This is a genomic window from Candidatus Hinthialibacter antarcticus, from assembly GCA_030765645.1.
Classification (GTDB): Bacteria; Hinthialibacterota; Hinthialibacteria; order Hinthialibacterales; family Hinthialibacteraceae; genus Hinthialibacter; species Hinthialibacter antarcticus.
Genome location: JAVCCE010000072.1, coordinates 1 through 14,491, shown reverse-complemented (window position 1 = coordinate 14,491; position 14,491 = coordinate 1). Strand labels below are relative to the sequence as shown.

The following is a 14,491-nucleotide window of genomic DNA, read 5'->3' as shown; positions in this document are numbered from 1 at the left end:
TCTATTTAATCACTCCTGGGGCATAATCCTTCCAAGGGCCTTCGACCTCATCAATGATGCGGATCGGCTCATCAGTCTCCGGGTCTAAAATCACAAACCGCAATGATTTTGTAATCGACGGGGTTTCTTGCGTCGCAAATCCTCTTAATTCTGCTATTTGCGGTGCAGTTGCGGGCAGAACGATGCCAAAATTATAATTACTGGAAACCACCAGTGGGAGATTGGCTTCGACTTCCGTCGTTCCCATGCCAGGATTTAATGGGTTCAGTACAACGACTGTATCCGTTCGGAAGGGAAGTCCATCATCGCCAACGCATTGAAACGCCGCTGTACCTTTAGCGGGGTTGGTTGAAATCGAAAACAGCGCAAAGCCGTTCTCAACTTTATACGCTTCCAGGCGCCTGAAATAAGCAATCCCATTTTCTACAGTCGTTATCGGTAAAATGCTTGATCCCAACCCCCAAGTTTGTTTGTAGGAGATAGATTCACCCGCCGCTAACCGCACTTTTCCATGAACATAGGTGACATGAGTTGATAACGGTTTAATACCTCGAAGCACACCCTGCTTGTCTGTAGATATTTTATTATCCTTGCTAAAATTGCTTAAGAGGACTATCACGTTATCTTTAACATTTTCAAGAGGTTTATTGAATTTATAATCGACGCTACACACCATTCCTGTTTTTTTAACAATATCGCGAACGGTAGCCGCAGCAAGCCAGTTTTCATCTCTCGTAAACATGAATTCCGCTCCACGGCGTTCATGCTTCAATTCAAAAATCCCTTTATCTTTATCGAGTTTAAATTGCTTATCTCCAGGACTTCCAGATAGAAATTTCATATCCGTGACAGAAGAAATCTCATCAGAAACCGGTGCATATAAGCGAAAATAAGGATTTAACATCCCACTAACGCCGAATTCGGTGCTATAGACATTTTCTTCGCTGGGATAAAATTCAATCGTCTCGTCAGACTGATTGGTGATTTTGGATTCAATATAAAGCGTTGATTCGTTTTGCTTAAAGAGGTAAGAACTCTGAATTTGGAATACCGGTCCATCCTGGCCTTGGATATCAATCTTTGATTTTTCGCCATCCGAAACAACCTGCGCGGTATATTTATTTGGCAGGGCATACTCTTCGCGCGATTCCTTGGGATGCTTCTTATACAATTTGAGCCTTGAGCCTGTTGGAAAAGAAGCGCCATCAGGAACCCGCAGGAAGGGCTGGTTGCTATATGTAATTGACTGCAAGTGAATCTGGTTATCGTAGGAAAGAAACACCTGCAGATAGGGATTTTGCAAGACGATTAATTTCGTCTCAGCGTCATGCTGGGCTAAATCGGTGGTTGGTTCTGAAAAAGCAGGTGAAATCAAGAACCCAACTGCAAACAGGAAAACCCAAACTCTCATTATACGCTCCTCAACGGTATCTATCTGGATTTGCAATCCATAGTATTCGTTCTGTATTACGATTTTAAAGGGAGAAAGGAATGAAAAAAGACAGAAAGTTCATTGCAGAGGCGGATTAAAAAACCGCACCTCATATTCGCATAATATATATTATGTAAACTTAACTGGTGGATAAATCAATGAAACTGTGGATTCTAGATTTTCTCTAGAATCCGGTCCACTTGCTCTTTTAGGTATGAGATGTCTTTTTCAATCTGGTCTAATTTGGTGGAAGTATCATGCATGTAATTCATAATCATCGAAATCTTCTGCTCGACGTTCCCTTGCTCCTCAGGCTGCCCCGGTTGCTGATCTTTGGAGCCATTTTCCGGGTCTTCATCTTTCCCTTTGTTCTTGTAATCGTAAAATAGTTTCTGCGCCTGGTTTTTCGTGAGGCCTAACTTGTTCTTCAACATGAAATGGATCTCCTCGCCAAAATGCTTTCGCACTGACGCAATCGATAGCGCAACCCCATCTACGGCCTGGCTGATGCGCATCATTCGTCGCTCGAGAAGCCGCTGCGCTTCCAAAACAACGTCAAGTAAGCGTGATTGAGCAAGACTGCTGGTTGCAGCCATATCAGTAGGCATACCGCCTCAATTTCGTCATTTGGGCTTCAGCGCGATCTTTAAACTCGCCCGGTCTCTCAGACGCTATGAATTTCTCATACAACGAAATGGCTTCTTTAAACTCGCCCTGTTTTTCCATCAAGACGGCGAGATTGTAATAAGCGCTGTTCTCAGGCCCTTTTGCGATGGCGTTCTGATAAGCGCCAACCGCTTCACTAGAACGCCCCATCGACTCATAAACAATACCGAGATCGTTCCACGCAGAAGCAAAAGCGGGATTCAGTTCAACCGCTTTTTCGATGGCAGCGGCCGCGTCACTGGGCTTCCCTATTTGCTGATGAACAAATCCAAGCCTGTATTGAAACAGCGCATTATTGGGGTCGCTCTCCGCCAGCTGACTGTAAAGCGTCAACGCTTGTTGCCAATTTTTGTTTTGGAACGCTTGGCTCGCCTCTTGATTTGCATCAATCTGTGCTGCGGCTGGAGCCGTGTTTTCTTCTACTGAAGGCTCAGACACAACTGGAGTTTGAGGCGTGGGATTCACTTCAGTTTGAGGTGCATCCGCCGAAGCCGCGTCGCCTGCGCGCGGCCCCCAAGGAGAGGCGGGGTCTGTGTCTCCACTCGCCTTTTTCTCCTGCAGCATTTCAATGCGTTGCTGCGCCTCCGTGAAAGATGGGCTTAGCCGCACGGCCTCGCGCAAATAGGCTTCTCCTGACTGATAGTCGCCTTCGGCCATCGTAACCATTGCGAGCCGATAATACGCGCGCGGTCTGGCAGAAATCTCAATGGACTTTTTATACGCCTCTGCGGCGCCGTCAAAATCCCGCTGCCGTTCGAGGTTTTCGCCATCATAATAGTGCTCAAGCGAGTCATGGATATTCTGCTTAAATAGGTTCGTTTCCTGGGTTTGGCAGCCAACCATCAAAACGCCGCAGCAGGTCGCAGCCATGATTCCAGAAAGAGCTGAAGAAAAATAAGTGGATTTCATACGATTATCAAGTTACCCTAGATTTAATATTCAGCGATTGAGGCCGATTAATAAAGATGTGGAGAATATACATGCATTTAACCACAATCAACGGAATCGGACAATACATTGTCCAGGATTCGCGGCATCTTAGCCGAGATTACATGAGGGACGAACCATGAGCAAGTTTGTACGCCGAAAAATCCTCGAAGATAAATTGCAATCCGCAATCAAACGTGGAGAGCATATCGCTTGCCAGGACCCCGAAGTCAAAAAGATGATCGAAGGCTTCCGGCAGATGTATCAAGAGGATGACGGTGGAATGCTGTCCGCTCTTGGAATGCCCGGTCCCTCCGCGCTTCCCCCCAGTGGAGAGCCCAGTCCGATTCAACGACCGCCGGAATCACGCATCCCTCAGTTGATCTTTATGCTCGACCAATTGGTTAAAAAACAAGAAGCAAGCAAACCGTTAAAGAAAAGCGGATATACGCCCAGACCCAAAACCGTCAATGTCGTGCCATCTACGTCTTCGGTGCAAGGTTCACGCAAGCCTTTCTTGCCTTCAAAAGAGAAAGATGATTTTCTGACCGAATTTCAGACAAAATCGTCCGACCTCAAAGCGCTTGATTCAGAAATCGCCCAATCAAAGGAAATTCTCAATCGCGTTCGTCAGGATGAACAAGCCATCCATAACCAGCAAGGCACATATTCCAACACCGCAAACCGAATCAAAGCCGAACGGCTGCTGCGCGAACTGCCGGGAAAAATTATCTACCTGCAAGAAAAAAAACTCGAAATCGAAAAATCACGCTGACCGACTTCCCTGCCGCTGAATTCCCTATTTTGGAGATGAATTGCAATGAAAGCGATTTTACAGCGCGTATCGCGCGCGTCTGTCACAATTGATGGAGAGATGGTTGGTCAGATTGGTCAAGGACTGCTTGTACTACTTGGCGTTGCCAAAGACGACAGCGCTGATGACATGAAATGGCTGGTTGATAAATTTTGTAATCTGCGCATTTTCGCAAATCAAGACGGAAAATTCGACAAGTCGCTACTTGATATTCAGGGAGAGTTGCTCATCGTCTCTCAATTCACGCTGTTCGCTGATTGCCGCAAAGGAAGAAGGCCAAATTTTGACGCCGCCGCTCCACCCCAAAAAGCAGAGCAACTCTACAACCAGGCAGTAGACTATTGCCGCTCAAAAGGCGTCCGTACTGAAACAGGGCGCTTCGCCGCCATGATGGACGTTGAGTTAGTCAATGATGGCCCTGTCACGATTGAACTGAACTCCAAAACCATCTAATTAACATGCACTTAAGACTACACCCCTAACACATATTACGCTTTTTCAAACCAAAACATATAAAACACATGAACTTTTCTTAATAATTCACTTTAACTTCTATACCCCCTCAATCCCCTTGCCTCATCTACGCGATTTTTGTTTCTTCAAAGGAATGAATAATAAAATCTATCATGTTATTCGTTTATTATAATTACATAATATAAAAACGAGGCCACAACCAGCAACATAACCTTAGGTAATCAGGTATTCCGCAATTCATAATGTTTATAATCAATTCATTAATCTGCACTTATTATATCAAGTATTTTAACAAACCAGGATATGAAATCATTCAGAAGGATTCGCCGTGTCAATTTCAAGCATATCTATGTGGACCGTAAGCGATGTTTTCGAGAATAATTATTCATTATAATTTTATAAATCAGGCAAAAACCTGCCAATTAAAACAGCAGTATCCATCATAAAAATCCACTTAAATTAAAGTAAATTCTAGATAAGCATACTTAACCTTAAAAACAAACCATCTCGAGCCAGCAACACTTAAGCAGTATTACCACACAGTAATCATAACTCCATACAAAACAGATATATAAACAATATTAACCATGAAACGCGTAAATAACTCACCAATCCCCACCGAGGCGAAGACAAAACTCAACTTAACTAAGTCCACTACGAAAACAAAATACCACAGCAACACCAGCGAAGCAAGCGCCCACAAAGATAAACTAAACTCGACTAAGTCCAGTAGATAAAAGAATTCATATGAGCCTCAGCACTTCACCCCGCCCTCTACTCATAACAAACAAACCACCATACCTTTCAACACAATTACGCCTGAGCAAGAGCATATAAATCCCAGCCAATACCACCTCGTAGCCACCAAGGCAAGGCATGAGCGCACAAACCCATACTCTTTCAGCCCAAAGCTAAAATGCAAGAAAATCCCAGCAAAAACACACCTTGCATTACAACCCCTTTTATTGTAAGGTACATAAATGAAATTCAATCGCGAACTTTTAAAGGGCCACTTAAAACCAATTATCCTCAGCATTTTCAACGATGGGCCGTGCCATGCGTATGCGTTTAACCAACGACTTGAGGATAAGAGCCTTGGAGTCTTTAGCATCGCTGAGGGCACTGTCTACCCTTCTCTGCACAAATTCGAGAAAGAGGGCCTGATAGAATCAAAGTGGGAGGAGCGGGAAAATAAACCGAATGTAAAGGTTTACTCTATAACGACCAAGGGAAAAAAGTTTTTGGAAGAAAGCGCCCGAGAGTGGAGTTTTTTTTCACGCGCTATGAATATGCTACTTGAGAAATCTTCACCAGAATAACCAACCAATAGAGAGACTTTTTGCAAATAAGTTCAGAAAATACTTTTGGACTGTGAGGTTTGTGCTAAAATTGTTATAGGTGACATATAGCATTGAAAATAAGCAATACTCTTCCCTTTGTTCTTTGTGAATTGTGGGTCGATCACCATTAATTTAACCTAAATTAAAGATTTGATATATGAAAAAGAGACTACTTCAACAAGCAAAATCTAGCCCTGAAAAAAACCCGTTGGATTTAGAGGCGGGGGAACCGTCTAACCCTCTTGAAGTTGAAGAGTTAGACCTTGACTTCATTAATGATCTTTCGACTGATGCGAATATAGAAGAATCAGCACCAACCGAAGAACGAGCCATTGATGACGACGAGGACGAAGAGCCCCTCGAAGATCTAAAAGAGAAAAAATCTAAACACTACTTAGAAGAATTAACCGCAACCCAAAACGTACATGAAACAGTTAGAGACTTAATTTTTAAAGACTTAAGTTTCGACAATGCAGAAGATCTCGACCCCGAAACCGGCGAAAAAGTAGATGGACTTCGCCTGGTCAAAGAAAAACGGAAAGAATTATACGAATTATTAGACAATATAGATGAGCAAATCCAAGGTAAAAGCATTAAAGAAGTATCCGCTGTCTTTACCTCAATGCTTGATATCAATAATCAGCTTTGCCTGCAAAAAACCGACGGCGTTATTTCAATTCGCACCCGGCTGTTCCATTTTTTTGCCCCAACTCAATCAAAATCGAATGTACAACCTGCTCTACGGCAAGAAATCAGCCTGATTTTTAGCCCCGAAGAAATCAAATCCATCCGTTCCCGCTCCACAGACATGGATGATGAAGATCCAATAAAACCGTTTTTTACCATGATTTTGGACCAAGCATACGACGTGGTCCAATACAGCGAAACGACCGGCTATTTGTTGTTAGAAATGACCAATTACTTTCTGACTAAATTAGAGCGCGCAGGCTTTGGAGACACGCCGAAAGCGCTCGAATTTAAAGAAAGAAAAGACCGCGCAAAACTTTCGATGGAAAGATCAATTGACGACTTAAAACATGTGGAAGCGTTGGTACAAGGCCACATGAGAGACCGTCCGGTTCTCTTAGAACTGCCTAAATTGCTACGCTGTTTAATCCAAGTGAAAATTGGATTAATGGACCGAAAAGCGATTCCGCAAATTCTTCAGAAAATTCAATCCCGCCTCGGTGATTACGCTCGAGCGAGAAGCGCCGTGGCATTTGATTTCAACCGCGTACCGGGATTTCAACATAGCGTTCGCTTAAAGCAAAGCATTATTCTTAACCTACATGGAGACATGTTGAAATATATGGGAGAGGTTTTCGAGCAAGAATTTCGTGCGGTTCAAGGCGAATTAGAGCAAATGGCAAAAGATATCGCGGCGGCAACAGAAACCATGGACCCCAATTCTCCTGAATATCAAGAAATGCTTAAAGCAAAAGCACGCTTGCAACAAAAAATTGAACAACAGCGTCGCAAAATGGATGTCGTACGTTCACAACAATCACTGGTTGACGTTCAACACAACATGATTGGACAAGCGATTCAGCGCTATAAAGACCAAGAAGCAATCCACCAAAAAGTAGATGAACAGCTGCAAAACCGAACCTCGATTGACACCAATACGCCGACCAATATCACCCCCACGAAGAAAAAGAAAATTAGCCGGATGGTTATGGGATCAAAACGCCGTTAAAGCGCACAATCACTCTAGGCTTGGTTCATTTGCTCATTAAAAAACTGATTGAAAATTTTTCGCACTTGGTGCGTGTGCTCTGCGATCCACTGCAAGAATATTTCCGGAGTAGGCTTCTCCGTATCGAGGCGCAGCGCATAACGACGCGTTAGCTCTTCAAGTTCATCCTGCTGCTTTGGGATGCCGTCCATTGAAACATTGTTAACAATTCGCAGCCTATTCTCAATTTCCCGCAGAAACAAATATGATTCGATCAGTGGACTCGCCGCTTGCTCATCCAATAGGCCTTCCTTAGCGGCAAGCCGAATGACCTCGATGGTAGCCGTTGAGCGTATTGCCGGGTGAGTACAGCCATAGTGCAATAATAATGTCTGGGCGATAAATTCGACATCGACCAAACCTCCGGGGCCCGCTTTGAGAACTTCGGATTGTTTCTCTTGTTCAATTTTTCGCCGCATGTCTAAAATCGCTTCAAATTCGTCTCGTCGTAACGCCCGCTGAAACAATAGCTTTTGCTGAAAATCCGATAGCTTCGCTCGCAGAGAATCCGCCCCGCCAATCCAGCGCGCGCGAGACAGCGCCATCTTCTCCCATAACTGCGCATGGTTCTCGTAATAATCAGTAAAACTCTCCCAGTTGCAAGCCATTGGACTGTTGTGCCCGTGTGGACGCAAACGCGCGTCTGGTTTATACAAAAACCCCAATGCGCTTTTTGATTCGAGATAATTAACGTACTTTCCCGCCCAGCGATGAAAAAATTCACCTGCCCCGACTTCGCCGTCACAGTTCCCTTCTTCATACACAAACACAATATCGCAATCAGAGGCGATATTAAAATCACGGCCTCCCAACTTGCCATATCCAATCACCGCAACATTATCCGAACAGTTCCGGGTGAAAGTTGGAAAACGCTCTGTTAGCTGTTCTGTAACCGGTTGGAACGAATGGTTCAAAACAAAATCAGCGATTTGGGCGAGATCGCGCCCAGTTTGCTCGACGCCGGTTATTCCGAGAATAAAGCGCACGCCGCTGCGAAACATCGCCGCGTTTTGTACGCGCAATAAGTGATCGCGCAATGTTTCTGATTGGTGCGCTGATTGAATTAGCGTCAAATGGCGCTGCAACGTCTCTTCGACAATCGGCGTTTCAAGCAGTTCTTCCGAACCAAGCGTCTCCATCAAAGACGGGTCGCGTAAAATTAGGCGCGTTAAAAAATGGCTACAGCTAATAATCGAAACCAGCAGGTTAAACACCGAGCGCTGGTTATTCATTTCTTCGTACAACGCTGTCCGCGCCCGAAAGTTGGAAATCAGCTTTTCGAAGTTCGACAGCGCCATATCCGAATCAGGGCTTTCTTTTAGAATATGCAGCAATCGCGGTAAGATTGCTTTGAACAAGCGGGTTGTTTTGGGTTGAAGATGAGGCTCACTGGCTTTTTGCAACGCCTTTAAAAAGCTAAACGCCTGACGGGGATTTTCAAAATCATATTCCCCCAGCAGGGCTTCGATTTCAGGCGTAACCCGCTCCGCTTCTATTATCAGAGAGGAAGGGTCTTCCCACTCGGTACGTTGAAAAACGCCTTCGTATATTTTGCGTACGTTCGCTGTAATTTTTTGATAATCGGCTTCGAGAGCGGCGTAATTCTCATAGTCCATACTACGCGCCAGTCGGGCGCGTTCTTCTTCGTCAGCGGGCAGTTCATAGACTTGCTGCTCATTGACCATTTGCATCCGGTGCTCGATGCGCCGCAAGAACTGATACGCGCTTGTCAGCGTCTCATAGTCGCTTGAATGCAACAAATGGCTTTCAAACATGCGTTGCAACGATACCAAGGTGCCAGCAAGCTTCACTTCTGGATATTGGCGTCCATACAGCATCTGCACTGCTTGCACAAAAAATTCAACGTCGCGAATGCCGCCGTAGCCGTTCTTAAAATTAACTCGCTGCTTCTCTTCGCCGATTTCTTGCATGGAACGAATCCGCAAGCGGTCTACATCGCGCAATACATCGGCGATTTCAATATCATCAACCAAGCGCCGATAGGTAAACGGCGTAATTAGCGACATGAAGCGACGGCCCACTTCATCATCGCCCGCAATGGGGCGCGCTTTTATTAACGCTTGCCGCTCCCAATTTTGACCGTAGGTATGATAATAAATTTCGACAGCCATTAGCGGCGTAGCCAACATGCCGCTACCGCCTTCAGGACGCAGTCGAGTATCAATGCGATATAAAAATCCGTCTGGCGTCGGTCGCGTCAGTATGTCGCAAAACTCTTGCGCAAAATTGGTAAAAAAAATGCGGTTCTCTAATTTGCCCTGAGGCCCACCCGCCGTCTCACCATCTTCTTCGTAAGCAAACATCACATCAATATCAGAACTAAAATTCAGCTCATAGCCGCCTTGCTTTCCCATGCCAATGACGCACATCCGCGACGATTCGCCCGAAGATTCTCCAATCGGCTCACCGTGCTTCAATACGTGCTCATTCCACAGACGGTCATAGACATCCGACACGACAACGTCTGCGAGCAAAGCGAGTTCGTTTGTAATAACTTGAATGCCAGCGATTCCGCATAGGTCGCGGATAGCGATACGGATCAGCTCCGAGCGATGAAAACGGCGCAGAGACAACTCAGCGTCGTCGATACGCTCCCGCCACGCCGATAGTATCGAGACGTATGATTTGCGGCGCCGCCTTTTTGAGAGGCCGGAAGTAAACAGAGAAGCGATTAACTCCGGGTGAAGGTTCACGCTGTTCGCGGATTTCGGCGCAAACTCAACAAGCGCACTCAGGAAGCGTTGCAGATCATCTTCTTGTTCGCCGTGCGCAGCACCGAGTTCCGACAAAACTTGAAGGACTTTGTTTTGAAGCGTAATGACAAAATCATTCACAATGGGTTGGCCTGTTATACAATCTAAGATTTGACATGCTGCGCAATTTCATCACAAAATGCGCGCGCAGCTGCTTCAATATCATCAACGCCAACGACCGCAGTCACAACGGCAATTCTTCTCGCGCCGCATTCGATCAACGACCCAACGTGCTCCAGTTTAATTCCCCCCATCACAGTGAAAGGAAACTCAAACTGTGAGGATATCTCGCGCACAAGCTCAAGCCCGACGGGAGTGATGGTTAATTTTTTGGTTTGCGTCGAAAAAACCGGCCCAACATTGAAATAGCTGCATCCCTCATCAATGGCCTGTTTTGCCTGGTCAACCGAGTGAGTCGATGCGCCAATAATAAAGCGCGGCCCCATGATGCGGCGCGCTTCAGCAATTGGGAAATCGCCCTGACCTAAGTGGATTCCGTCCGCCTCAACCGTCAACGCAATGTCAATGTGATCGTTTATGATAAAAGTCGCGCCGTATTGCGCGGTAAGTTCTCTCAGCCGCTTCGCCCATTGCAGTAGTTCACGCTTGCCCATCTGCTTATCGCGCAGTTGGATCGCGCCCGCTCCGCCGCGCATCGCCTTTTCAGCGACTTCGAGAAAATCACGCCCATTCGAAAATTCGCTGCCTAATACGACATACAAACCGAAATCTAATTTCTGTTGTAATGACCAGCTGTCCATTGCTTGCATCATCGGTGGCTCAATGTCATAGCATTGATAACGAAAGGTCGAAATTTTTTGCGACGCTGCTTGGTCAATCGAACGAAACGCTTCTTCCAAAACCCGAAGCGACTCTTGTGCGCGGTGAATGTTTGATTTCAATACCTGACTAACATCTTGATGGGCGATGGAGGGAAATTCGCGTCCGACATCACCAACGCTGTCCCGGCTCGCCAGCCCTTTTTGTTGAAGCCCAGGGACTGACGCATAGACAGCCCAAAACTCGCTGCGGATCGCCTTACAACGACCAGCGATCTCCTGATCGTCTAAAATAAAACGGGCAATATCGCCGACGACGCGCAACGCCTCCGCTGTGCGGTCAGCATTGGCGTCAATCAAACGATATAATCCTGAATCGTGAGGAGTGTTCATTAAAAATCGAGATCAGGGCTGCTCGCGTTTGCGTACAGCTTTTTCGGAATGCGCCCCGATAGATACGCATCGCGCCCCGCCAATGCGGCAAGTTTCATCGCGCGCGCCATACGGATTGGGTCTTTAGCACCGGCAATGCCCGTGTTCAACAACACTGCTTCGCACCCAAGTTCAAACGCTTGCGAAACATCAGACGCCGTACCAACTCCCGCGTCCACTATGATGGGCACCTTGGCGCGTTCTAAAATAATGCGGATATTATTGCGGTTGAGAATTCCCTGCCCGGAGCCAATCGGAGCGCCCGCCGGCATCACCACCGCAGACCCGGCTTCCTCCAGCTGCTTGGCGACGACCGGGTCATCACTGGTGTAGGTCATTACAGTGAAGCCTTCTTTGACTAAAACCTCTAACGCTTTCAGCGTTTCAAACGGGTTCGGCAACAACGTATCGGGGTCGCCCAAAACTTCAAGTTTGACCAGATTGGAGTTACCAATTTCCCGGCCTAACCGCGAAACGCGAATGGCGTCTTCGGCGTTGTAACAACCGGCGGTATTCGGCAGAATGATATATTTTTTGGGATCAATATGGTTAAGCAAATGGTCGTCGGCGCCAAGATCGACCCGGCGCAGCGCCACGGTGACCATTTCGGTTCCCGACTCTTCGAGCGCCTGTTCGGTTTCTTCGAAGGTTTTGTATTTCCCCGTGCCGACAATCAAGCGCGAGCGTAAGGTGATGTCCCCAATTTTAAGAGGATCGTCTTGTGGTATGGTTGTATTCGTTTGCGTCATGATGGTTCCTCAAATGGTAAGTTATGATCCCCCGCCGACAAACTGGAGAACTTCAATCTCATCGCCGTCTTTAATGCGATGTTCTTCATACGCATCGCGTTTGAGAATTTCACGGTTAATTTCAACCGCAACTCGTTTGTGATGCAATGCAAGCTGTTCCAGCAACTGCATAACCGTACAGTCTTGTTGAATCTCTTTTGGTTTCCCGTTGAGTTGGATCGTTATCATGGTTTCAGCGTTTCATTGGATGATATATTGAAGCTATCGGCGACGCGAAGGCTTGTCAAGGCAATCTATAATCTTACGTTTCATTGTTCCAGCGCAATAATCTCATACTGTTTAAAATTACCAATAGAGCGGCGCCGACATCCGCCAAAACAGCGACCCATAATGCAGACGCTCCCATTACGGCCATCAATACAAAGCCGAACTTTATGCCAAGCGCAATTGCGATGTTACTATGGATCACCGAGCGCGTACGGCGGCTCAATCCAATCAGCCAAGGGATGCGGGTCAAATCGTCCGCCAACAGAGTTATCGGCGCGGACTCAATCGCAATATCTGATCCTCTTGCGCCAATCGCGACGCCAACGCTCGCCGACGCCAAAGCAGGCGCATCATTGATCCCATCGCCGACCATGATGGATGGGGGCGCTTTGAGCGTTTGCGATTGAATCAATTCTGCTTTATCTTGCGGAAGAAGCTGCGCGTGGACTTCTTCAATGCGTAGTTGTTCCGCAACGCCTAACGCGGCTTCGCGACGGTCGCCCGTCAACATGGCGATTTGATCAACGCCTAATTCCCGCAAGCGCTCTAAGGCCAAAACCGCATCGCTGCGCACCGGATCGCAAAGCGAAATCGCCCCAATGGCGCCCGCTTGTTTCGCAACCGCCACCAGCGTCTTACCGCCTGTTTCAGATTGCTGGAGTTGACTGGCTTGCTCTTCCGTACAAACGCCCTGCTCTTGCATAAGGCGCAAACTGCCGAGCCAATGGGGCATCCCGTTAATAGATGCGGCGGCCCCCCGGCCCGGTAAATTATTGAAGTCGCTCGTTGCAGGGAAAGTATGAATGCGCTCTCTGGAATACTCCCAGATGGAACGTGATAACGGATGAGTCGATCCCTGGCTCAATGCGCCCGCCGCGAGCAACACGTCATCGACTTGGTACCCATTCAGCGGAGAAACCGAACTCACCTGCGGACGCCCTTCGGTTAAAGCGCCCGTCTTATCGAACGAGATTGAGCGCGCCCGGCCAATTTCTTCGAGATAGCGTCCGCCTTTAATGATCACGCCATGCCGCGCCGCATTCGACAGCGCCGCTAACATCGCCACTGGAGTCGAAATCAAAAATGCACAGGGGCAGCCAACCACCAAGATAACCAACGCTCGGTAGAACCAGGTCGTCCAATCATAGGTCAGAAGGCTTCCTGCTAAAAAAACCGATAACGCGATCACCAAAATCAAAGGCGTATAATATTTTGCAAACGACTCAACCGTTGTTTCAATTTCGGTCGGTTGTCGTTTGGCTGAATCAACCAAGCGGGCGACGTTTGAAATAATCGAATCTTGAAACGGTTTTTCGGTTTGAATCACCAGCAGGCCGTCCTGGTTCATTGACCCAGCAAGAACAGAATCGCCCTTCTCTTTTGCCTGAGGGTTTGATTCGCCCGTCAACGGGCTTTCATCCAAGTAAGACTGGCCTTCAATAACGCGCCCATCGAGCGGGACCCGCTCTCCCGGTCGAATTAATACCTTTGAGCCAGGCGCGACATCTTCAATCCGTACGTTTGTTTCACGATCCTCTGCAAGAACCGTTGCCGTATCCGGCGTGAGTGAGAGCAGCGCGTGGATTGAATCTTGCGCGCGGTGTTGCGAATAGTGTTCAAGCCAGCCGGAAACAGAAAATAGCAACGACGCCAACGCCGCTTCAAACCATTCGCCTAAGAACAAAGCGCCGATCACCGCAACGATAATCAATACATAAATATCAAAACGAAATTTCTTGACGCTTTTGAATGCTTTTGGAACCAGCCGCCAACCCGACAAAACAACGGATAAAAATAGAACGGAGTGATATACCATGCCTGCGCCAACCGCAAAGTACATCCCTGCGGCGAGCAATAAGAGCATCGTAGACAAGGTAAGGAGAAGCGTTTCAGAGTTGCCTACGATAAAATGAAAGTGAGAGTGTCCGTCTTTTTGTGACATGTCTGGAAAAAATGGCTCCGATCACGTTTTTTGTGGTTCATCCGGTATTTGGATACTTTTTCACAAATAGAATTGAGATTTATAGAAGCCTCTTCATCAATACTTAATCTTTCGCTGTGTATGGCATGGGTACAACTCTGCTCGCTTCAGTGCGGGCTTT

12 protein-coding genes are annotated in these 14,491 nt (G+C 46.9%); 4 read left to right on the top strand and 8 right to left on the bottom strand.

The window, feature by feature from the left end; genetic code table 11:
* Position 1: 1 nt before the first annotated feature.
* From P9L94_17890 to P9L94_17880, 3 genes are all read right to left on the bottom strand, one after another.
* Complete coding sequence (locus tag P9L94_17890; GenBank protein MDP8245959.1) at positions 2 to 1,411, bottom strand: hypothetical protein; 1,410 nt, start codon at positions 1,409 to 1,411, stop codon at positions 2 to 4.
* 194 nt (positions 1,412 to 1,605) lie between these two features.
* Positions 1,606 to 2,040, bottom strand: a complete 435-nt coding sequence (locus P9L94_17885; protein ID MDP8245958.1) for a hypothetical protein — start codon at positions 2,038 to 2,040, stop codon at positions 1,606 to 1,608.
* Positions 2,030 to 3,007 (bottom strand): tetratricopeptide repeat protein, encoded by a 978-nt coding sequence (locus P9L94_17880; protein MDP8245957.1) that lies wholly within the window; start codon positions 3,005 to 3,007, stop codon positions 2,030 to 2,032. The genes P9L94_17885 and P9L94_17880 overlap by 11 nt, the downstream gene beginning before the upstream one ends.
* Positions 3,008 to 3,164: 157 nt before the next feature.
* On the opposite strand from P9L94_17880, the gene P9L94_17875 reads away from it, so the two are divergent.
* The 4 genes from P9L94_17875 (at position 3,165) to P9L94_17860 (ending at position 7,349) form a co-directional block, all read left to right on the top strand.
* Complete coding sequence (locus P9L94_17875) at positions 3,165 to 3,800, top strand: hypothetical protein (protein ID MDP8245956.1); 636 nt, start codon at positions 3,165 to 3,167, stop codon at positions 3,798 to 3,800.
* Between the two features lie 45 nt (positions 3,801 to 3,845).
* Positions 3,846 to 4,292: a D-aminoacyl-tRNA deacylase gene (dtd, locus tag P9L94_17870; protein ID MDP8245955.1), complete on the top strand. Its 447-nt coding sequence runs from the start codon at positions 3,846 to 3,848 to the stop codon at positions 4,290 to 4,292.
* Positions 4,293 to 5,293: 1,001 nt separating this feature from the next.
* A complete protein-coding gene (locus P9L94_17865; GenBank protein ID MDP8245954.1) occupies positions 5,294 to 5,632 on the top strand; it encodes a PadR family transcriptional regulator in 339 nt (112 codons plus the stop codon).
* Between the two features lie 178 nt (positions 5,633 to 5,810).
* Positions 5,811 to 7,349, top strand: a complete 1,539-nt coding sequence (locus tag P9L94_17860) for a hypothetical protein (GenBank protein MDP8245953.1) — start codon at positions 5,811 to 5,813, stop codon at positions 7,347 to 7,349.
* 14 nt (positions 7,350 to 7,363) lie between these two features.
* Here P9L94_17860 and glnE read toward each other — a convergent pair whose 3' ends face one another.
* The 5 genes from glnE to P9L94_17835 form a co-directional block, all read right to left on the bottom strand.
* On the bottom strand, positions 7,364 to 10,243 hold the full coding sequence (gene glnE / locus P9L94_17855; GenBank protein ID MDP8245952.1) for a bifunctional [glutamate--ammonia ligase]-adenylyl-L-tyrosine phosphorylase/[glutamate--ammonia-ligase] adenylyltransferase: 2,880 nt from the start codon (positions 10,241 to 10,243) through the stop codon (positions 7,364 to 7,366).
* 23 nt (positions 10,244 to 10,266) lie between these two features.
* Positions 10,267 to 11,334 (bottom strand): thiamine phosphate synthase, encoded by a 1,068-nt coding sequence (gene thiE, locus P9L94_17850; GenBank protein MDP8245951.1) that lies wholly within the window; start codon positions 11,332 to 11,334, stop codon positions 10,267 to 10,269.
* Positions 11,334 to 12,122, bottom strand: coding sequence for a thiazole synthase (locus tag P9L94_17845; protein MDP8245950.1), 789 nt, complete (start codon positions 12,120 to 12,122; stop codon positions 11,334 to 11,336). The genes thiE and P9L94_17845 overlap by 1 nt, the downstream gene beginning before the upstream one ends.
* Positions 12,123 to 12,143: 21 nt before the next feature.
* Entirely contained in the window at positions 12,144 to 12,350 is a 207-nt protein-coding gene (thiS, locus tag P9L94_17840; GenBank protein ID MDP8245949.1) for a sulfur carrier protein ThiS, read from the bottom strand.
* Between the two features lie 73 nt (positions 12,351 to 12,423).
* Positions 12,424 to 14,331 (bottom strand): cation-translocating P-type ATPase, encoded by a 1,908-nt coding sequence (locus tag P9L94_17835; protein ID MDP8245948.1) that lies wholly within the window; start codon positions 14,329 to 14,331, stop codon positions 12,424 to 12,426.
* Positions 14,332 to 14,491 lie beyond the last annotated feature (160 nt).

Excerpts from the sequence above, each read along its gene's own strand:
- P9L94_17890 (MDP8245959.1), bottom strand. The coding sequence starts at position 1,411 with ATGAGAGTTTGGGTTTTCCTGTTTGCAGTTGGGTTCTTGATTTCACCT.
- P9L94_17835 (MDP8245948.1), bottom strand. The coding sequence starts at position 14,331 with ATGTCACAAAAAGACGGACACTCTCACTTTCATTTTATCGTAGGCAAC.
- thiS (MDP8245949.1), bottom strand. The coding sequence starts at position 12,350 with ATGATAACGATCCAACTCAACGGGAAACCAAAAGAGATTCAACAAGAC.
- dtd (MDP8245955.1), top strand. The coding sequence starts at position 3,846 with ATGAAAGCGATTTTACAGCGCGTATCGCGCGCGTCTGTCACAATTGAT.
- thiE (MDP8245951.1), bottom strand. The coding sequence starts at position 11,334 with ATGAACACTCCTCACGATTCAGGATTATATCGTTTGATTGACGCCAAT.
- P9L94_17860 (MDP8245953.1), top strand. The coding sequence starts at position 5,811 with ATGAAAAAGAGACTACTTCAACAAGCAAAATCTAGCCCTGAAAAAAAC.
- P9L94_17885 (MDP8245958.1), bottom strand. The coding sequence starts at position 2,040 with ATGCCTACTGATATGGCTGCAACCAGCAGTCTTGCTCAATCACGCTTA.
- P9L94_17875 (MDP8245956.1), top strand. The coding sequence starts at position 3,165 with ATGAGCAAGTTTGTACGCCGAAAAATCCTCGAAGATAAATTGCAATCC.
- P9L94_17845 (MDP8245950.1), bottom strand. The coding sequence starts at position 12,122 with ATGACGCAAACGAATACAACCATACCACAAGACGATCCTCTTAAAATT.
- P9L94_17865 (MDP8245954.1), top strand. The coding sequence starts at position 5,294 with ATGAAATTCAATCGCGAACTTTTAAAGGGCCACTTAAAACCAATTATC.
- P9L94_17880 (MDP8245957.1), bottom strand. The coding sequence starts at position 3,007 with ATGAAATCCACTTATTTTTCTTCAGCTCTTTCTGGAATCATGGCTGCG.